The sequence below is a fragment of the Vulcaniibacterium tengchongense genome (assembly GCF_003814555.1).
Lineage (GTDB): Bacteria > Pseudomonadota > Gammaproteobacteria > Xanthomonadales > Xanthomonadaceae > Vulcaniibacterium > Vulcaniibacterium tengchongense.
On the sequence record NZ_RKQN01000002.1, the window covers coordinates 637,410 to 656,466 of the forward strand.

The window sequence follows — 19,057 nt, forward strand, 5'->3', positions numbered from 1 at the left end:
GCGACGGAGCGAAAGGGCCGGGCGGAGGGGAAGCCGTGGCCAGGCGCCGCGGCCGCGGCCGCCGGTCCCCACGTTCCGGTTTCCTCCTGATCCCGCCCTCTCCACTCGCGCCTCGCGGCGCGCGCGACTGCGCTCACCCGCCATCGCCGTCCTCCTCCAGCGCCAGCGGCAGCAGCAGGGTGAACACGGTATGCCCCGGGCGCGAGCGGTAGACCAGCGAGCCGCGGTGCTCGCGCGCGACCTGCTGCGCCAGCGCCAGCCCCAGCCCGCTGCCCTCGGCGCGGCCGGACACCAGCGGCAGGAACAGCCGCTCGGCCAGCTCCTCGGGCACGCCGCGGCCGTCGTCGGCGATTTCCAGGCGCAGCGCCAGCGCATGCGCCGCCTCGCCGATGCGCGCGGCGTGCTCGGCGCGGGTGCGCAGCGTCACCTGGCTCGCGCCGGCCTCGATCGCGTTGCGCACCAGGTTCCACACCGCCTGCGTCAGGCGGTCGGCGTCGCCGTGCAGTTCCGGCAGGCTCGGATCGTAGTCGCGCACCAGGCGCACCGCCCAGCCGGCCTCGCTCTCGGCCAGGCGCAGCACGCGCTCGAGCACGGCGTGGATGTTGAGCGGCTCGTGCGGCCGCGCCGGCGCCGGGTTGAGCAGGCGGTCGACCAGGCCGGTCAGGCGCTCGACCTCGCCGGCGATCAGCGCCACCAGTTCGCGTTCGGCGCGGCCGCCCTGCGCCGCGTCGAGCCGCCGCGCCAGCAACTGCGCCGCGCCCTTCAGCCCGGCCAGCGGATTGCGCAGCTCGTGCGCCAGGCCCCGGAGCGCGGCCGACAGCGCCGAAGGCAGCAGCAGCGCCGGATCGTCGCCCGGGAACTCGTCGACCGGATGCGCCTCCAGCAACCAACCGCCGTCCTCGCCGGCGCTCAGCCAGACGTCGGCGAAGCGCGCCTCGCCGTCGGCGAAGCGCAAGCCGACCCGGCGCAGGCGCAGCGGCGCGTCGGCGCCGTCGTGGCGGGCCAGCGCTTCGCGCAGGCGCCCGTCGCCCCCGTCCAGCCCGCCGAGGGGCCAGCCGAGCAGGCGCCGCGCGCTGACGCCGAGCCAGCGCGAGAACGCGGTGTTGTTGCCGGCGATGCCGCCGTCGGCGTCCGCCCACGCCAGCGGCGTGGTCAGGCTGTCCAGATCGGGGCGCGGCGCTTCGGGCATCGCACCATGCTAGTGCAAAACCCTCGTCGGGCCCCAGCGCACGCACCGGAGCGCGCGAGGTCGCAGGCGCATTCGCCGCTCGGGCGGCGGCGTGGTGGGGGCCGCCGGCGCCCGGACATTCGCCATCCGTGGCGCGCGGCTTCGCCGCTGGCCTGGATCGCCTGCGACGGACGGGCCTGTCCGCAATGCGCTTGCACGAAGAGGCCTCCCGGCGCATGCGCCCGGAAGCGGCGCGACGCGCATGGCGGACAAGGCCTCCGCGCCATCCACCTCGACATGGACGGCAAGGAAGCAGCCGCGGCGAGCGGGCGTGGCGCTGCGCCTGCGCCTCGCGGCCGGCCGGCCGGCGCGCCGACCCGGGGCGTTGTCGCCTCGGATAAGCGGCAGTCATGTTCCCGCGCGCAGGATGGCGATGCGAAAGCAACTTTCGCCCGCCGGACGCCGTCCCGCGCGAATCACAGGCCGTCGACCGGACGGCTCCCGCCCCGAAGAACCGCCCGCGCGATCGCATTCGCGTCGGGGTTGTTCGCGGCGCATCCGCCCCGAGGCGGAGGAGATCGCTTGACCCATCCCGCTTTCCGGACCTGCATGGTCCTCGGCATTCTCGTGTCCCCCGGCGACGCCAGCCGGCAATTCCGCGTAACCGTGTGCCGATTCTGCATCGATGAGGAGCTCGCGAAGAACGACGAATCGCTCGTCCTGGCGATCATCGGCGACTACGATCCGGCCTGCGGACAGGCCTGCTACTTCTGCGAGACGCGCGCCTGAATCGACGCATGGATAGCGAAGGCGCGGCGCGCATGACGGCGGCGTCACCTCTCTTAAGCGTTTACCCGCGCGAACGCGAAACCCGCTTCGATCTCACGCACGTGTCACCCGCAGCCGCGCAGCATGTCTTCTACCGACGATCGGTCGGGGCAAACGGGATGTTCGAGATGGGTAACCAGAACCAGCGCGAAGAGGGCCAGAACCGCCAGGAAGGCGGACAGCAGAATCGCCAGGAAGGTGGCCAGCAGAACCGGCAGGAAGGCCAGAACCGCCAGGAAGGTGGCCAGCAGAACCGCCAGGAAGGCGGACAGCAGAATCGTCAGGAAGGCCAGAACCGCCAGGAACAGCGCCGCTGATGCCGTCGGCGACATCCAGGATCTGCGAATCGGGAAGGCTTCGGCCTTCCCGATCGCTTTACGCGCCCGCTTCCCGCATGCCGATGTGCCTCGACGCGGACCGCGCAACGCGGCGCGCCGCACGCGCACTCGCCGCGTTCGTGGGCCAGGCGCGGACTTACTCGATCACGTAGCCGGCGAAGCGCCACACCCGGTCTTCGTCCAGGCGCAGCGAGACCAGCTCGCGCGCGGTGCGGTTGTTCTGGAAGCGCGTCGCGAACTCGATGCTGGCATAGAGGCCGGGCGGCAGCTGGGTGCCGCCGGTCACCTGCTGGCGGCGCACCGCGAGCCAGCTGCGCTCGACCGGCGCGCCCAGCGGCTTGCGCGTCTTCGCCAAATGGCCGACGAACTCTTCGCGCTTCACCGTGCGCTTGGTGACCGCCGAGGCGCCGTCCCACAGCGCGCCCGCCTGGTCGCGGTCGAAACCGGCCAACACCTGCACCGCGGCGTTGGCGAGCGTGTTCGGATCGATGTCCTGCGTGGCGGCCGCCTGTTGCGGCGCCTGCGCCGGGCGCGTGGCCCGCGGAGTCTGCGCCGCGGCGGGCGCGGCCAGGACGCACAGGGCCAGGGCCCACGGGATCAACCTCTGCGGCGAAGCGAAGCGTTTCATGGCATTCCTCGGTACTGCATGGCGTAGGGCGGAAGAAGAAGGATCGGGGGAGGCGAACCCGCCTGCCCCGATGGGCCGCGTGCGCGGCGCTGCGGCATCGCCCCGGGGAAGCGGGGCGCGGCCGCGGCTGCCGCCGCCGAAGCGGCGGGCGGCCGCCCGGCGTCCGGGGAGAGTAGCCCGGAAGATCCGGCGGCCGTCACGGGAGGACGCCGCGGATTCGTGAATGGCTTCATCGGACGCCGTCCGTGGCGATCACGACGCGGCGGTTCGGTTGCAGGCAGTCGATCAGCGCGGCGCGCGGCAGCGACGGGTCGCAGCGCTTCAGCGGCTCGGCTTCGCCGCGGCCTTCGGCGGTGATCCGTTCCGCGGGCACGCCGTCGTCGATCAGCAGCCGGCGCACGGTCTCCGCCCGCCGCTGCGACAGCGCCAGGTTGTACGCCGCGTCGCCGATCCCGTCGGTATGGCCGATCACGCGCGTGCGGTACTGGCCGGTCCCGCCGCGGATCTGCGCGGCGATGCGGGCGATCTCCTCGCGTCCGTGGGGCAGGATGTCGGCCACGTCCGAGCGGTCGAACGCGAACAGCGCGTCGGTCGAAACCTCGAAGCGCTTCGCCGCGCCGGCCGCGGACTGACCGCCGGCCGCTTCGTCGCCGCCCTGCAGCAGGCCGGCGCATTCCGCGGGGGACCAATGGAAGCTGCGGCCGCGGTACTGGCGGTCGAAGATCACCTTGTACTGGCAGGTGACGATGCGGTCGCCCTCGCGGAAGTGGAACAGGTAGTCCCACTCGCGCGCGGCGAAGCCCTCGCGGAAGTGCGGCCGGCCGATCAGGTGGTAAAGCTGGTCCTTGGTCGCGCCCGGGCCGATCTGGCGCAGGCTTTCCCGGTTCGGGAAGGTGCCCTCCTCCAGCACGATCCGCTCCCGGGCCGGGAAGACCACCTCGCCCGCGGTGCCCTCGGGCGAAACGTCGCGGCTGACGTGGCGGGTGCAGCCCGCGCCCGCCATCGCCGCCGCCAGCGCCAACGCCGTCCAGCCGAGCGCCGCTCCTGCATGTTTTCCGATCTTCATGTGCGTTCTCCGTTCGGCCGCGCCGCTCACCACTGGATGCCCGCGCCGACCGAGAAACCCCAGTCGCGCGCGGTGTTGCCGCTGGCCTGGGCCTTGTAGACCCAGCGGCCGTTGTCGGTGATGCCCGACAGGCCCACCGCCATGCCGTACTCGCTCTGGTAGCCGCCCAGGCCCACCGCGAGCATGCTCTTGCCCGGCAGGTAGGCCTGCGGCAAGCCCGCCATCGCCATCGCCGACGCGGTGGCGCCGCGGTAGCCGCGGTCCATGGTCCAGATGTCGTCCTGCAGCTCGCCCAGGCGCGCGTCGGTGTAGCTGTTGGCCTGGCTGAGCATGTTGCTGAGGCCGGACTGCAGCTGGCCGACGTTCACGGCGTCGGTCGCGTTCACGCCCGCGGCCACGTTGTGGATCGTGGTCGGGCCCGAGCCGCCCGCGTTCAAGGTGATGCTGTTGTAGTTGTTGGAGCCGTCGGCGTTCTTGTCGTACTGCACCCCGCCGGCGGTGATGCCCTTCAACTGCGAGACGTTCACCGCATCGGTGTCGGCCACGCCCGCAGCGACGTTGGTGATGCGGCGTTCGCTGCCGGCCGCGCCGACCGACACCGTGTTGTCGGCGGAAGCCACCGAACCGGCGCCGATGGCGACGCTGTTGTTGCCGGTCGCCGACGCGCCGTTGCCGAACGCGGAGCTGCCGGTGCCCGAGGCCGTGCTGGCGTTGCCGACCGCGGTGCTGTTGTTGCCCGACGCCGTCGCCCCCGCGCCGCCCGCGGCCGAGTTGCTGCCGGTCGGGGCTGGCGCGCCGGCGCTGTCCGCGCTCACCTGGAACATGCCGGTCGAGCCGTTGTTGATGTTCTTGATCGTGGTCTCGATGTTGGTGACGCGGTTGTCCACCTGGGCGATCGCCTGGTGGGTGGCGTGGAGCTGGCTGCCGTTGATCGCGTCGGTGCTGTCGGCGGAGATGCGGCCGGCCGCCACGTTGGTGACGGTGCGCTCGGCGCCCACCGCGCCCACGCTCACCGTGCTGGTCGGATTCGTGCCGGCGAACCCGTAGTTCACGCCGTTGATCGTGGTGCCGGTGGTCGCCACCGCCGCCGCGGTGGTCGAACCCGCGCCGAGGGCGACGCTGCCCGGCTCGTTCGCGGTGGCGCCCGGGCCGAGCGCCGTCGCCTGCGCGCCGTTCGCCACCGCGTGGGTGCCCAGGGCCACGCCGTCGGCGAAGTTGACGGTCGAGTTCTGGCCGATCGCGATGCCGCCCGGCGCCGTCATCTGCACGACGGCGCCGTTGCCCATGCCGATGCCGTTGTCGCCGTTGACCGTGGTGCGCGGGCCGATCGCCACCGATTCGGCGCCGGCGGCGAGCGAGTCCGCCGCGGTCGAGTTGGCATGGAAGTACAGGGTCGGCGTCACCGCGAACGAGCTCAGCGCGCCCTTCAGCTGGCGCAGCGTCACTGCGTCCTGGTCCTCGGTGCCGTCGGCGACGTTGGTGATCTGCCGGTACGAGGTGGCGTTGCCCACCGACACCGCGCCCAGCAGGGTCTTGTCGGTCGTGTTGTACGGAACCAGGCCGGTGCCGGCGAGGATGCCGCCGGATTGCGGCGCGACCGCCCGGTCGGACACCGATCCGGCGCCGATCGCCACGGCGCCGGCGGTGGTCGCCGAGGCGTTGAAGCCGACGGCCACGCCGCCTTCGCCGGTGGCGCTGGCGGCCACGCCCGCGGCGAGCGAGTTGATCCCGGTGGCGCCGTCGTTCGCGTGGTTGGCTTGCGGCGTGCCGCCGTCGTTGACGCTGTAGTAGTGCGTCGCGTTGGCCTCGACGGTGGTGGCCAGGTTCTCCACCGCCTGGTTGGTCGCATGCAACTGCGAGCCGTTGATCGCGTCGGTGGAGCCCGCGCCGATGCGGCCAGCCGCCACGTTGGTCAGCGTGCGCTCCTGGCCGGCCGCGCCGATGCTCACCGTCCCGACCGGCGCGCCGCCGGCGAACGCATACGACTGCCCGTCGAGCACGATGCCGGTGGTACCGACCGCCACCGCCGTGGCGGCGCCCGCGCCCAGGGCCACGCTGCCGGCATGGACGGCGGTGGCGCCGAAGCCGATGGCCACCGCCGCCTCGCCCGAAGCCGCGGCGCCGACGCCGGCCGCCAGCGCGTTGAGGCCCGTGGCGCCGTCGTTGGCATGGTTGCCACCGGCCACGCCGTTGTCGTTGACGCTGTAGTAGTGCGTCTGCGCGGCGCCCACCGCGTCGGTGAGCTGGCTGAGGTTGACCGCGTCGGTCGGGTTCACGCCCGCGGCCACGTTGGTGATGGCGAGGTTGCCCGCGTCGATGCCGCCGGTGGTCACGCTCGGGCCGCCGGCGATGGTCAGGCCCGTGCCGTTCAGCACGGTGCCGCCCGCGCTGACGCTGTTCACCGTGATGTCGTCGGCCAGGTCGAAGCTGACGTCGTTGCTGGTCGCGTTCTTGCTCACGACCAGATTGCCATCGTCGTTGCGCAGGTCGAGGCTGTTGCCGGTGGCGCTGGCCACGCCGACGTTGGACGCATTGGCCCCCTCGGCGCTGACGCTCCAGCCGCCGCCCAACGTCTCCACCGCCTGGTTGGTCGCGTACAGCTGCGAACCGTTGATCGCGTCGGTGGAGGTGCCGCTGATGCGCCCGGCCGCGACGTGGGTGATGGTGCGCTCGGCGCCCGGCGCGCCGACGCTCACCGTGCCCGTCGGGCTGGTGCCGGCGAAGCCGTAGGTGGTGCCGTTCACGGTCGCGTTCAGCGTCGCCACCGCCGGATCCGTGGCGGAGCCGGCGCCCAGCGCCACGCTGTTGGCGTCGTCGGCGGTGGCGCCGAAGCCCACGGCGACGGAGCCCTCGCCGGCCGCCGCCGCGCCGACGCCGGCCGCCAGCGCGTTGAGGCCGGTGGCGCCGTCGTTGGCATGGTTGCCCCCGGCGACGCCGTTGTCGTTCACGCTGTAGTAGTGGACCACGCCGGCATCGATCTCGGTGCTGAGGTTCTCGATCGCCTGGGTCGCGGCGAACAGCTGCGAGCCGTTGATCGCGTCCGTCGACGTCGCGCTGACGCGCCCGGCCGCGACGTGGGTGATGGTCCGCTCGGCGCCCGCCGCACCGACGCTCACCGTGCTCGCCGGCGCGGTGCCGGCGAAGCCATAGACCACGCCGTCGATCGTGGCGCTGGACGTCGCCACCGCGGCGGCCGTCACCGACCCCGAGCCCAGCGCCACGTCGCCGGCGCCCGCCGCGGCCACGGCGCCGTCGCCGATCGCCACGTTGCCGGCGATGCCGGCCGCGCCCGCGGTGGAACCGTTGCCCAATGCCACGCTGCCCTGGCCGATCGCGCGGTTGTTGTTGCCGATCGCCACCGCGCCGGCGGCTTGGTTCGCCGCCGTGGCGCTGGCCGTGCCGTCGCTGTTGGCGATGTTGTTCGCGCCGCCGGTGAAGGCGCCGGTGCCGCTGGCGTAGCTCGGGTCGCCGATCGCGACCGCGCCGTCGCCGTAAGCGGTGTTGCCGGCGCCGATCGACACGGCCTTGCCGCCGGTGGCGGTGGCGTTGGAGCCGATCGCCACGGCATCATCCGCGTCGGCCATTGCGTTGAGACCGATCGAGGTCGTTCCGCTGGCGGCGATGCCAATGCCGGCATTGGTGCCGATGGCGACGTTGTCGTCGCCCGTCACGTTGTTGCCGGCGGAGGCCGCCTGGGTGCCGTCGTAGTCGACCGTACCGTCACCGCTGCCAAGCGCGATGTTCCGCGTGCCTGTCACGCCTGCGCCTGCGCCCTTCTGGGCGTTGGTGATGCCGCCGCCGATGCCGACGTTCTGTGCGCCGGTGACGAACTGGCCGGCTCCGACGCCCATCGCAATGGAATTTGCGTTGGCTGCCGTCGATCCGGACCCGGCGCCGCCGCCGATCGCCACCGCGCCGTCGCCAATCGCGTTCGCAAACGCGCCCAGTGCGGTCGCGCTCTGGCCCGCGGCCGTCGATTCGACGCCCAGTGCGGTGGTCCAGATGGCGGTTGCCTCGGCGGAGTTGCCGATCGCGACGCCGCTTCCGCCCGAGACGAGGGACCGGGTGCCCATGGCGATGCCCGACTGGGCGTTTGCGACCGACGAATTGAACCCGATCGAAATGCCGTTCGTGGACGCGGCATCGACCATGTCACCGATGACACTGTTGCCAAGGGCGACGCTGCCATCCGCCAGCGCGTGCACCTGGTTGCCCACTGCGGTGGCGTTGATGCCTGCGGCTACGGCGTTGTAGCCGATGGCGGTTCCTTCCAGGGCGGTCGCGCTGGACATGTAGCCGATCGCCGTGCTCTGGATCCCGCTCGCGGCCGCGCCCACGCCGGCCGCGAGCGCGAACCTGGCGCTGGCGCCATCGTTGTTGTAGTTGGCGCCGATCGTGCCGTTGTCGTTGACGCTGAAGTAGTGGACTTCGCCGGCGGCGATGGCCGCCTGCAGCGCCTGGTTGGTGGCGTACAGCTGCGAGCCGTTGATGGCGTCGGTGGAGGCCGCGCTGATGCGGCCGGCCGCCACGTTGGTGATGGTCCGCTCGGCACCCGGCGCGCCGACGCTGACGGTCGACAACGGATTGGTGCCCGCGAAGTTGTACGCGGTGCCGCCGATCACGACGCTCGGCGTGCCCACTGCGGCTGCCGTCACCGAGCCCGAGCCCAGCGCGACGTCCCAGCGATTGGTGGCGATCGCACCCGATCCGAGCGCCGTCGCGTCCGCCGCCGAGGCCCGGGAGGAGGTGCCGAGCGCCACGGTGTTGTTGAAGCCGGCGCCGGCGTCGGTGCCGATGGCCAGCGCGTTGATGCCCGTGGCGTTGCTCACGCGGCCCATCGCCAGCGCGCTGGCGCCGTTGGCCGTTGCGTTGCCGCCGATGGCGATGGCGTTTTCGCCGATGGCGCTGCTGGATTCGCTCAGCGCGACCGTGCCCGCGCCTTCGGCGCGGTTGTTGTTGCCCAGCGCCACGCTGCCCTGGCCGATCACGGTGTTCCGGTAGCCGATGCCCACCGCGCCCTGCGCCGGATTGCCCGGCGTGCTCACCGCCTGCCCGCCGCCGCCGACCAGGTTGGTGTTGCCCATCGCCACCGCGCCGTTGCCGGTGGCGGTGTTGTCCAGGCCGGACGCGACCGCACCGTTGCCGGTCGCGGTGTTCGGGTCGCCGATCGCCACCGCGCCGTCGCCGTTGGCGAGATTGCCGGCGCCGATCGCCACCGCCCTGCCGCCGGTGGCGGTGGAAGCGTTGCCGATGGCGACGGCGTCCTCGGCGTCGGCGACGGCGCTGGTGCCCATCGCGATCGCGTTGAGCGCCGAGGCGCTGGCCTGGTAGCCGATCGCGGTCGCCTGCTCCCCGGCCGCATCGGCCTCGAAACTGATGGCAGTCGCGCGGAAACCGGTGGCGCTTGCCGCCCGGCCCAGGGCGGTCGAACTTCCCCCCGTCGCGACGCTTCGCGCGCCAATCGCCGTGCCAGCGAGAGCGCCTGTGCTTTCGGCGCCTATCGCGACCGCCTCGAAGTCGTGCGACTGCGCGGCGCGGCCGATCGAAACCGTGCTGTTGCCGTCGGTCACGCTGTCCAGGCCGAGCGCAACGCCCGCGTAATTGGTCGCATTGGCGTTGGAACCAATCGCAACGACGCTGTTGCCGTCGGCACCGGCAGCATTGCCGATAGCCAGAGACTGATAATTGAGGGCAGAGGCGGCATTGCCCAAGGCAAGGGTCTGCTGCCCGTCCGCGACGGACAGATTGCCGATCGCAATGGCGCCATCGTTGGAGGCGTTGGCGTCGGCACCGGCCGCGAGCGATCTGATGCCGACAGCCCGGCTGCCCCCGCCAAGGGCCGTTGCTCGCTCAGCCGATGCCGTCGCGTCGCGGCCGAGCGCCGCCCCCCACGACGCTGAAGCGACCGAATTCTGTCCGAGCGCAATCGCCGCCGGCCCGGTGGCGTTCGCCCCGACGCCGAATGCCGCCGCGTTATGACCACCCGCCGAGGACGACAGGCCAATCGCGATGCCGTTCGGCGCATTGATCACGCTGGAGTTGTAGCCGATCGCGATGCCGTACAGCGATGCCGCATCGACCGACATCTTCATCGCACCGTTGCCGCCGATGGCGATGCTGCCGGCAGCCGCGGCGGTAACCTGGTTGCCGATCGCGGTCGAGTTCTCGCCCGAGGCGACGGTCTGATAACCAACGGCAGTCGCCTCCGGGCCGGCGGCGGAAGCTACCGCGCCCGTGGCCAGTGCGAACATGCCGGTGGCGCCGTCGTTGTTATAGTTTGCCCGTGGCGTGCCGCCGTCGTTGATACTCAGGTAATGCGGCGCCGCGCCGGACACCGCCGATTGCAGCGATTGCTGCACGGCGAAGAGCTGCGAGCCGTTGATCGCATCGGTCGAGGTCCCGCTGATCCGGCCGGCCGCGACGTTCTGGATCTGGCGCTCCGCGCCCGGCGCGCCGACCGAAACGACGCTCGTCGGCGCAGCACCGGCGAAGTTGTAGGTGGTGCCGCGGATGACGGTGCTGGCCGTCGGAACCGCCGCCGCCGTCACCGAGCCCGAGCCCAGCGCCACGTCGCCCGCGCTGGTGTTTGCTGTCGCTCCTGTTCCAAGCGCCAGTGCGTTCGTCTGGCCGGAAGCGGCACGGAAGCCGACGGCAACGGAACGCGTTCCCGTCGCCACCGACCCCCCGCCCAGCGCCGTGGCGATCGATCCTGACGCCAGCGCCTCCGTACCAATTGCCACGGAGTCCCGCCCGGTTGCCTGCACGCCGCCATTGAACGCGTTGCCGATCGCGATGGCGCCGGCAGCCGTTGCCTGGCCCCCGCCGACCGCGATGGCCATGCCGATGGGCGAGCCGTCGCCGGCCGCCTCGGCGCCCGAACCAATCGCCACGTCGGCGGCATGGGTCGCGATCGCAGCGTCGCCGAAGGCAAGCGCACCCGCGCCTCCCGCACGGCTGGCGTTGCCGAGCGCGACCGAACCCTGGCCGATCACCGTGTTCTGGTAGCCGATGCCGACCGCGCCCTGCGCCGCCGTGCCCGGCGTGCTCACCGCCTGGCCGCCGCCGCCGACCATGTTGGTGTTGCCGATGGCGACGGAGCCGTTGCCGGTGGCGGTGTTGTCCAGGCCCTGGGTCACGGCGCCGTTGCCGGTCGCGGTGTTCGGGTCGCCGATGGCGACCGCGCCGTCGCCGTTGGCGGTGTTGCCGGCACCGATCGAGACCGCGCGGCCGCCGGTGGCGGTGGCGTTGGAGCCGATCGCCACGGCCTCGGCCGAGCTTGCAAGCGCGTTGGTGCCCATGGCCAGGGCGTTGGCGGCGTTGGTCACCCGCGCGTTCCAGCCGATGGCGACGCCGTTGGTGGACGCGGCATCCACCGCGACCCCGGTGTTGGCGCCGATCGCGACGCTGCCTTCCGCCGCCGCGGTGACCTGGTTGCCGAGCGCGGTCGAGTTGATCCCGCTGGCCTGGCTCAGGTAGCCGATCGCGGTGCCTTCCAGCGCGCTCGCGGCGGCCTGGTTGCCGATCGCGATGCCCTGGTTGCCGCTCGCGTTGGCCTGCGAACCGGCCGCGAACGCGTTCAGCCCCGAGGCGGCCGCGCTGATGCCCAGCGCGATGGCGTTCTGCGCGGAGGCGTTGGCCGCCGTGCCCAGCGCGGTGGCGGCGATCCCGCCGGCCGAAGCGCCGGTGCCCATGGCGGTTGCGTTGTTGGCGCGCGCGTTGGCGTTGTAGCCGATGGCGGTGGTGGCGTTGGCCGCCACGCCGATGCCCGCATTGGTGCCGATGGCGATGTTGTCGTTGCCCGACACCAGATTGCCCGCCGACGCGTCCAGAGTGGCGTCGTACGCCACGGTGCCATCGCCGGTGCCGAGCGCGATGTTGCGCGCGCCCGTCACGCCGGAGCCGGCGCCGCGCATCGCAGAGGGCGCACCCGCGCCCATCGCCGTGTTCTGCGCACCGCTGACCAGCGTGCCGGCCGCGATGCCCATGGCGATGGACCCGGTATTGGTTGCGGTCGATCCGGCGCCGGCCCCCTGCCCGATGGCGACCGTGCTGTCGCCGATGGCCACGGCTTGCGTGCCGAGCGCGGTGGCGCTGTTGCCTGTCGCCCGGGCGCCGTTGCCGATGGCGGTCGCGGCATCCGCCGTCGCCTGCGCCGTGGGACCCAACACCACCGCGTTCGCACCGGACGCGGCGCTGTTGGTTCCGATCGAAATGGATTGGGTTCCGCTCGCATTGGCGTTGACCATCAGCCCCAGCGAGTTCGTTCCGGACGCGACGGACTGATAGCCGATGGCGATGGCGTTGACGCTGCCCGCGTTGGCGTTGCTGCCCAATGCCGTGGTGCCCGTAGCCGTGGCGCGCGCGCCGTTTCCGATCGCGGTGCCACCGCCCGCGGTCGCACTCGCGGCTTGGCCGACCACCGTGGTGTTGTTGGCCGTCGCCTGCGCCTGGCGCCCGAGCGCGACGGAGTTGCTGCCGGTGGATGCCGCCGCATCGCCGATGGCGACGCCGAAATTGCTCGCGGTGGCGCCGCTGCCGGCGCCGATGGCGATGGAGAACGAGCCGCAGGTGACCGGTGCGCTGGCACCGGTGCCCAGAGCCGAATCCGTGCCCTGTGCGTCCATCTGCACGCAGGTGCCGGCCAGCGCCGGCGCGGGGACGAACAGCGTCAGCGAACCCGTCGCGGCCGACAGCAGCGGCAGCAACAACGCCGTCGAACCGAATCGTCCGGCGACGAGGGACACGGCCTTCGTTTCCTTGCGGACTCCGGAGCCCTTGCCGTTCGGCGACGCCAACTCGGACGCCACGACCAGCTGATTGCGCGACCGGCTCCACACCAGGCTGTAGATCTTGTTCATGCTGCTTTCCCCATCCGAAGAGAACCGCGGATCTCTCCGCGGCGGCGAACTGCGGCGCGGCCGCGCGAGGCTGTCGCGGGCCTTGCCGGGTTTTGCGTCAGGCGCGGCGCGGCGCGGCCGGTGCGGGGCACCGGTCACGCTCGCGTCTGCTCGTGGCTACGGCATGCGCGGGCGGGCCGCGGCGCCGACTCGAAGGAACTCGTGCGTCATCCATGCTCCCCGCCCCCAGCCGCCCCGTGCCGTGGCGGCTTTGCGCACTTATGGCCCAGAAGCGTCAGGAATACACTCACCGTTCCTCACCTTTTCTCACCCAAACTCACCGGAAATTTCATTTCCGCCGGGTAAAGGCCGACTGCAGTCACACTTCATCGCGACGTCCGCGACGAAAGCGCTGATTGCGCAAACTCGGCGGCTGACGTCGGCGGAAACATCGGGCGATGCGCGGACCGCCATGGCCGAACTCGGCGCACCGCACCTTCGCGGCGAATGGCGCCGCCGCGACGGCCGGTATCGGCGCGGCCGCGGCGCGGGACGGCCATGCCCGCTTCGGCGCCACGACGCGGAGGCGCGACGATTGGCCGGGTTCTCGCCACATCGTCGGGGCGTGAGCCGGCGGCCGGGCGAGGTTTCGTCGCCGTCGTGGGCGGAGCGCCGATCGGCGCGTCTTCGCCGTCGCCGGAAAGCCGGATGCGACGACCGGCACGCTCGACCCGGGCACGGTGCTCCGCCCGTCGAACCGCGGGCGGCGCTCCGCTTTGCTTCGGTGCACGGAGGCTCGCGACTGCGGCCGCGATCAACCGCCCTTCACGGCCGCGCGCCTAGCATCCACGCCGCACACCGGAGGCCTGCGATGCGGCGAGTGCGCGACGACCGGACGGTACCGCCGAGGGCCCGACGATGCCGTCCGGCCGCGGGCACTCGCCCGGCGGCCGCGGCCCGGGGCGGATTCGCCGGCCGCGCCGGGAGCGCCGGGTGGCGTGCGGCGCCGCCGGGCGCGCGCCATCGATGCCGCGGCGGGGCCATGCGACGCCGCGGGCGGCCGCGTCCACGAACGAGCGCCGCGATGCCGGCAGGCGCGCCATGAGCCCGCGCCTCGCGCTCGCCTACGCCGGCTACCTGCTCTGGCTGGCGGCCGGCTGGGGCGATTTCCGCCGCCACCGCCGCGCCGACCTGCCGCATACCTCGGGGCTGCGCGAATCGGCCCTGCACCTGGTGCAGCTGGCGCTGGTCGGTGGCGCGCTGGTCGCGGCGCTGGCGCTGCGGCCCAGCCTCGCGCTGCTCGCGCTGCTGCTGGCGGCGGCGCTGGCGCACGCGGCGGTGGGCTATCTCGACACCCGGCACGCGTTCGCCGCGCGCACGATCGATCCGCTCGAACAGCACCTGCACAGCGTGCTCGACATGGCGCCGTGGATCGCGCTGGGTCTGTTCGCCGCCTGGCAGTGGGACGCGGCGGTGGCGCAGGGCTGGGGCCTCGCCCTGCGGCGGCCGGCGCTCGGCGCGCCGGTCTGGCTCGCGGCGCTGGCGCCGGCGCTGCTGCTGTGCGTGCTGCCGGCGTTGCGCGAATTCGCCGCGGCGCGTGCCGCGCGCCGGCGCGATGCCGGAGCGGCGGGGTGAGCGGGGAGGCGGCATGCGCATCGCGGTGATCGGCGGCCGCGGCCTGATCGGCCGCGCGCTGGCCGCGGATCTGGCCGCGCACGGGCACCAGGTCGTGCTCGGGCTGCGCCGGATCGGCGACGCGCCGCGGGACGCGATCGAGGTGGACTACGCCCGCCCCGAGCCGGAGCGCTGGCGCCGCCAGCTCGCGGGCGTGGATGCGCTGGTCAACGCGGTCGGGATCTTCCGCGAGCGCGGCGCGCAGCGCTTCGAGGCGATCCACGTGGACGGGCCGCTGGCGCTGTTCCGCGCCGCGGCCGAGGCCGGCGTGCCGCGGATCGTGCAGATCTCCGCGCTCGGCGCCGATCCGGATTCGCCGTTGCCGTATTTCTCCAGCAAGGGCCGCGCCGACGCGGCGCTGTTGGCATCGCCGACGGACGCAGCGGTGGTGCGGCCGTCGCTGGTGTTCGCGCCGAGCGGGGTCAGCGCGCGCGGCTTCCTGCGCCTGGCGGCGCTGCCGCTGACGCCGTTGCCGGGCGGCGGGCGGCAGCCGATCCAGCCGCTGCACCTGGACGACCTGTGCACGGGACTGCGCCGGCTGCTCGAAGACCCCGCGCAACGCGGGGTGGTGGCCGCGGTCGGGCCCGCGCCGCTGCGGCTGCGCGACTATCTGGCGGCGCTGCGCCGCGGGCTCGGCCTGCGCGGCCGCCTGCGCGTGCTGCCGGTGCCGGGCGCGTTGGCGCGCGCGGGCGCGCGGCTGGCGGCGCTGTCGCCGCGCAGCCTGGCCACGCCGGAGTCGCTGCGCATGCTCGAGGGCGGCAACGTCGCCGATCCGGCGCGCTTCGCCGCGCTGCTCGGCCGGCCGCCGCGGCCGCCGGCCGCGTTCGTCGACGCCGAGGCGCGCGCCGCGCTGCGCCTGCGCGCGCGGCTGGACTGGCTGCTGCCGCCGATGCGCTGGAGCGTCGCGCTGCTGTGGCTGGCCACGGCCTGGGTGTCGCTGTTCGCCTACCCGGTGCCGCGGAGCCTGGAGCTGCTGGCGCGCACCGGCCTGCACGGCACGCTGGGGGTGGCCGCGCTGTACGGCGCGGCCGGGCTCGACGCGCTGCTCGGCCTGGGGACGCTGTTCGCGCGCACGCGGCGCTGGGCCTACCGCGCGCAGCTGGCCTTGATCGCGTTCTACACCGCGGCGATTACCCTGTGCCTGCCGGAGTACTGGGCGCACCCGTACGGCCCGGTGCTGAAGAACCTGCCGCTGCTGGCGATGATCCTGGCCTTGCACGAACTGGACGAGCCGCATGGATCCGGTGACCGTTAAATACCTGCACGTGCTGTCCTCGACGGTGCTGTTCGGCACCGGCGTCGGCAGCGCGTACTACCTGTTCGTGACCAGCTGGAGCCGCGACGTGCACGCGATCGCATCGATCACCCGGCACGTGGTGATCGCCGACTGGCTGTTCACCGGCAGCACCGTGGTGATCCAGCCGCTCACCGGCTTCTACCTGGCGCACCGGCTCGGCATTCCGCTGGGCACGCCGTGGCTGTACTGGTCGCTGGTGCTGTACGCGATCGCGGTGCCGCTGTGGTTCGCGGCGGTGTGGCTGCAGATGAAGCTGCGCGACGTCGCCCGCGCCGCGCACGCGGCCGGCACCGAGCTGCCGCCGCGCTACGCGGGCTATCTCGGCGCATGGACCGCGGTGGGCGTACTCGCGTTCGTGGCGTTCCTGTCGATCTTCTACCTGATGGTGGCCAAGCGGCTGCCGTTCGCCTGAGCGCCGCGCCTCGGCTGCGGGCGGCGCGGACGCGCAGGCCGCGCTTCGCGCCCCTGCGGGAACGCGCCCGGGCTCACGCGCCATCCGCGGTCGTCCGGCGGCTGGCCACGGCCCGCAAGGCCCTGAGCTGAAGGCCGGGAACGCACGCCCGGAGCCGTGGCGGGTTCCAGGCAGCCGCACCGCGGTGGCGCGCGGGGTCGCTCCCGTCGTTCGCATGGTTCGCGCGCCCTCCGGTGCGCGCCGGACGGGTCCGTCGCCGCCGCGACAGCGGCACGCCGCCTTCGACGCCTTTCTCCCGCTCCGCGATTCGCCGCGCGCGGCTCAGTCCTCGCCGGCGGGCAGTGGCTCGCCCTGCGCGTCGTAGGCCGGCGGCGAGTAGAAGTTGACGGTCCTGAGCGGCTTCGCGCCGGTGTTGCGGATCTCGTGGCGCTCGCCGCGTTCGATCAGCAGCAGGCTGCCGGCGGCCAGCGGCTGCTGCCGGCCCTCGACGATCGCCTCGCCTTCGCCCGCCACCACGAACAGCCACTGGTCGGCGCCGCGGTGGCGGTTGTCGGGGCCGCCCTCGCGGTCGCCCGGCGCGATCGTCATCTCGGCCGCCTGTACCCGATGGGCCTCGAAGGCGACGCGGAAATCGTCCTCGAAAATCAGTCGCTGGTGTTTCATGGTGCTCCCTTGGCTGCGGATCCTCGCGCGAAGGCGCGCGGACGGGTCTGCCCTCGAGCGGGGCCCGGACGATCGCCCGCGCTACCGCCGGAACGACGGGCAAGGCCGGGTCGTCCAGGCCTCCTCGGGAATCGGCGCGCGAACCGCGTCCACATGGCGGTCCGCGGCCGCGAACGCACGAAGCTTATCGCGGCGGCTTCACCGCCTGGCGGTAGCGGCCCACCAGCTCGCCCTTGGCCAGCACGTGGCCGCGCGCGGCGGCGAGGACCTGGTCGCGGTCGGCGCCGGGCGGCAGGTCGAGGGTCGTGTCCAGCGCCAGCACCTGGATGTGGTAGCGATGCGGCGGGTCGCCGGCCGGCGGGCGCGGGCCGTAGTAGCCGACCGAGCCGCGGCTGGTGCGCCCCTGCATCAGGCCTGCGGGTTCGGTCAGCCGCATCTGCTCGTGCAGGCCTTCGGGCAAGGCGGTCACTTCGGCGGGGATGTTCCACGCCACCCAGTGCACGAAGGGTGTGATCGGCTTGGCGTCCGGGTCCTCCATGATCAGCGCGTAGGAGCGCGCGCCGGGCACCGGCGTCCAGCGCAACGCCGGCGATACGCCGTCGGCGTACTCGCTGTGCTTGGCGGGGATCTCGCCGCCGGCGGGGATGGCGTCGGAGGACACCCGGATCGGCGCCGCTTGCCGCGCCGCGGTCTCGTCCCGCTGCAGCGCCAGCGGTACGCCGACGCCCTTGGCCGCCTGCTCGCGCATCGGCCCGGCGGGCGGGGGCTTGGCCGCGCCGGCGGGCCTGCCGCCGCGGTAGGCGACCCGATAGATCGTGCCGTTGCCGTCGTCGCTCATCAGCAGCGCGCCGTCCTTCGCCCAGGCCAGGCCGACCGGCCGCGCGATGTGGCTCTTGCCGTCGGCGCTAAGGAAGCCGGTGACGAAGGGCTCGAATCCCGCCGGCTCGCCGCCGTCGAAGCGGATGCGCACGATCTCGTAGCCGGACGCCGGCTGGCGGTTCCACGAGCCGCGCATCGCCACGAACGCGTCGCCCTGCATCTGCCGCGGGAAGCCGCTGCGCGCGTCGGCGAAGACCATCTGCATCGGCGCCGCGTGTGCGGTGTAACCCAGCGCCATCGGCACGCTGATCGCCTTCCACTGCGCCTTGGTGATCTCCCCCGGCGGCGTGCTCTGCGGGTTCTCGCCGCCGTCGCCCCAGACGTGCGGCCAGCCGTACTGCTTGCCGAGCTCGAGCTTGTTGAGTTCCTCCGGCTGCACGTCGTCGCCGAGGAAATCGATGCCGTGGTCCATGCCCCACAGCTCGCCGGTGGCCGGGTGCCAGCCGAAGCCGATGGTGTTGCGCAGGCCGCGGGCGAAGATGGTGCGCGAGCTGCCGTCGGGCGCGGCGCGCAGCAGCGTCGCGTGCTCGGGATGGGTCTCGTTGCACGCGTTGCAGGTGGAACCGACGCTGATGTAGAGCATGCCGTCGGGGCCGAAGTCGAGCGTGCGGTTGGGATGCTGGCCGCCGTCGGGCAGGTCGCCGATCAGCATGCGCATCGGCCCGAGCGTGCCGTCCTCGCGGATCGGCGCGACGAACACTTCCTTCACCGTGGCCAGGTACAGCCGGCCGTCGCGGATCGCCAGGCCGTGCGCGCCGGGGCGGTGCGCCACCGCCTGCGGCGCGCCGTCGGCGCGGCCGTCGCCGTCGGCGTCCCTCAGCATCAGCACGTCACCCTGCTCGCGGCGGCTGACGTAGACCGTGCCGTCAGGCGCCACCGCGAGCATGCGCGGGTTCTTCAGCCCGCTGGCGAACACGCCCACTTCGAAGCCTTGCGGCGCCTTCAGTTGCGCCAGGCGCGCCGGGCCGGGCTCGGCCTTGGCCGGCTTGACCACGCTGACCGAGAGGCGCTGTTCGGTGCCGTCGCCCTGCTGGGCGAGGGCGGGCGCGGCGGCGCACGATGCACCGGCGGCGATCGCAACGGCGAGAAGCTGTCTCATCGCGAACCTCATTGCGGTTCGCCCGGCGGCGGCATGCGTCGCGCGCGTCGCGGCGGCAAGGGCTCGCGGCGGCGCCGGGCGCGGGAATCGCGGCAATGGTCGCGCAGCGGCGTGGTAACGGGCGTGAAGGAGCGCGCGCCCGCGCGGCGATGGCGAAGGACGGCGGCG

11 protein-coding genes are annotated in these 19,057 nt (G+C 73.2%); 4 read left to right on the forward strand and 7 right to left on the reverse strand.

What is annotated here, in order from left to right; translation table 11 throughout:
* Nucleotides 1–133 precede the first annotated feature (133 nt).
* The gene (locus tag EDC50_RS09255) at nucleotides 134–1,189 is read right to left on the reverse strand and encodes a two-component system sensor histidine kinase NtrB (protein WP_123770192.1); all 1,056 of its coding nucleotides are present in this window, start codon (nucleotides 1,187–1,189) and stop codon (nucleotides 134–136) included.
* Between the two features lie 561 nt (nucleotides 1,190–1,750).
* Here EDC50_RS09255 and EDC50_RS09260 point away from each other — a divergent pair.
* Nucleotides 1,751–1,957 (forward strand): hypothetical protein, encoded by a 207-nt coding sequence (locus EDC50_RS09260; protein WP_123770193.1) that lies wholly within the window; start codon nucleotides 1,751–1,753, stop codon nucleotides 1,955–1,957.
* 104 nt (nucleotides 1,958–2,061) lie between these two features.
* Here EDC50_RS09260 and EDC50_RS16355 read toward each other — a convergent pair whose 3' ends face one another.
* From EDC50_RS16355 to EDC50_RS16360, 4 genes are all read right to left on the reverse strand, one after another.
* Complete coding sequence (locus EDC50_RS16355; protein ID WP_170167607.1) at nucleotides 2,062–2,328, reverse strand: hypothetical protein; 267 nt, start codon at nucleotides 2,326–2,328, stop codon at nucleotides 2,062–2,064.
* 142 nt (nucleotides 2,329–2,470) lie between these two features.
* Nucleotides 2,471–2,962, reverse strand: a complete 492-nt coding sequence (locus EDC50_RS09270; RefSeq protein ID WP_123770195.1) for a DUF4019 domain-containing protein — start codon at nucleotides 2,960–2,962, stop codon at nucleotides 2,471–2,473.
* A gap of 229 nt (nucleotides 2,963–3,191) precedes the next feature.
* Entirely contained in the window at nucleotides 3,192–4,028 is an 837-nt protein-coding gene (locus EDC50_RS09275; protein WP_123770196.1) for an OmpA family protein, read from the reverse strand.
* A gap of 26 nt (nucleotides 4,029–4,054) precedes the next feature.
* The gene (locus tag EDC50_RS16360; protein WP_158635724.1) at nucleotides 4,055–12,886 is read right to left on the reverse strand and encodes an ESPR-type extended signal peptide-containing protein; all 8,832 of its coding nucleotides are present in this window, start codon (nucleotides 12,884–12,886) and stop codon (nucleotides 4,055–4,057) included.
* A 1,080-nt stretch (nucleotides 12,887–13,966) separates the two neighbouring features.
* Between EDC50_RS16360 and EDC50_RS09350 the strand changes: the two genes are divergently transcribed.
* From EDC50_RS09350 to EDC50_RS09360, 3 genes are read left to right on the forward strand one after another with little or no spacing between them, the layout of a single operon-like run.
* Nucleotides 13,967–14,500: a hypothetical protein gene (locus EDC50_RS09350; RefSeq protein WP_123770197.1), complete on the forward strand. Its 534-nt coding sequence runs from the start codon at nucleotides 13,967–13,969 to the stop codon at nucleotides 14,498–14,500.
* Nucleotides 14,501–14,513: 13 nt separating this feature from the next.
* Nucleotides 14,514–15,794, forward strand: a complete 1,281-nt coding sequence (locus EDC50_RS09355; protein WP_123770198.1) for an SDR family oxidoreductase — start codon at nucleotides 14,514–14,516, stop codon at nucleotides 15,792–15,794.
* On the forward strand, nucleotides 15,775–16,248 hold the full coding sequence (locus EDC50_RS09360) for a DUF2269 family protein (protein ID WP_123770199.1): 474 nt from the start codon (nucleotides 15,775–15,777) through the stop codon (nucleotides 16,246–16,248). The genes EDC50_RS09355 and EDC50_RS09360 overlap by 20 nt, the downstream gene beginning before the upstream one ends.
* A gap of 321 nt (nucleotides 16,249–16,569) precedes the next feature.
* On the opposite strand, the gene EDC50_RS09365 is transcribed toward EDC50_RS09360, so the two are convergent.
* Both EDC50_RS09365 and EDC50_RS09370 read right to left on the reverse strand, forming a co-directional pair.
* Nucleotides 16,570–16,911, reverse strand: coding sequence for a cupin domain-containing protein (locus EDC50_RS09365; RefSeq protein WP_123770200.1), 342 nt, complete (start codon nucleotides 16,909–16,911; stop codon nucleotides 16,570–16,572).
* Nucleotides 16,912–17,095: 184 nt separating this feature from the next.
* Nucleotides 17,096–18,889 carry a YbhB/YbcL family Raf kinase inhibitor-like protein gene (locus EDC50_RS09370; RefSeq protein ID WP_123770201.1) on the reverse strand — a complete coding sequence of 598 codons (1,794 nt, stop codon included), beginning with the start codon at nucleotides 18,887–18,889 and terminating at the stop codon, nucleotides 17,096–17,098.
* Between the last annotated feature and the right edge of the window lie 168 nt (nucleotides 18,890–19,057).

Excerpts from the sequence above, each read along its gene's own strand:
- EDC50_RS09355 (WP_123770198.1), top strand. The coding sequence starts at position 14,514 with ATGCGCATCGCGGTGATCGGCGGCCGCGGCCTGATCGGCCGCGCGCTG.
- EDC50_RS09275 (WP_123770196.1), bottom strand. The coding sequence starts at position 4,028 with ATGAAGATCGGAAAACATGCAGGAGCGGCGCTCGGCTGGACGGCGTTG.
- EDC50_RS09370 (WP_123770201.1), bottom strand. The coding sequence starts at position 18,889 with ATGAGACAGCTTCTCGCCGTTGCGATCGCCGCCGGTGCATCGTGCGCC.
- EDC50_RS09255 (WP_123770192.1), bottom strand. The coding sequence starts at position 1,189 with ATGCCCGAAGCGCCGCGCCCCGATCTGGACAGCCTGACCACGCCGCTG.
- EDC50_RS09360 (WP_123770199.1), top strand. The coding sequence starts at position 15,775 with ATGGATCCGGTGACCGTTAAATACCTGCACGTGCTGTCCTCGACGGTG.
- EDC50_RS09270 (WP_123770195.1), bottom strand. The coding sequence starts at position 2,962 with ATGAAACGCTTCGCTTCGCCGCAGAGGTTGATCCCGTGGGCCCTGGCC.
- EDC50_RS09350 (WP_123770197.1), top strand. The coding sequence starts at position 13,967 with ATGAGCCCGCGCCTCGCGCTCGCCTACGCCGGCTACCTGCTCTGGCTG.
- EDC50_RS16360 (WP_158635724.1), bottom strand. The coding sequence starts at position 12,886 with ATGAACAAGATCTACAGCCTGGTGTGGAGCCGGTCGCGCAATCAGCTG.
- EDC50_RS16355 (WP_170167607.1), bottom strand. The coding sequence starts at position 2,328 with ATGTCGCCGACGGCATCAGCGGCGCTGTTCCTGGCGGTTCTGGCCTTC.
- EDC50_RS09365 (WP_123770200.1), bottom strand. The coding sequence starts at position 16,911 with ATGAAACACCAGCGACTGATTTTCGAGGACGATTTCCGCGTCGCCTTC.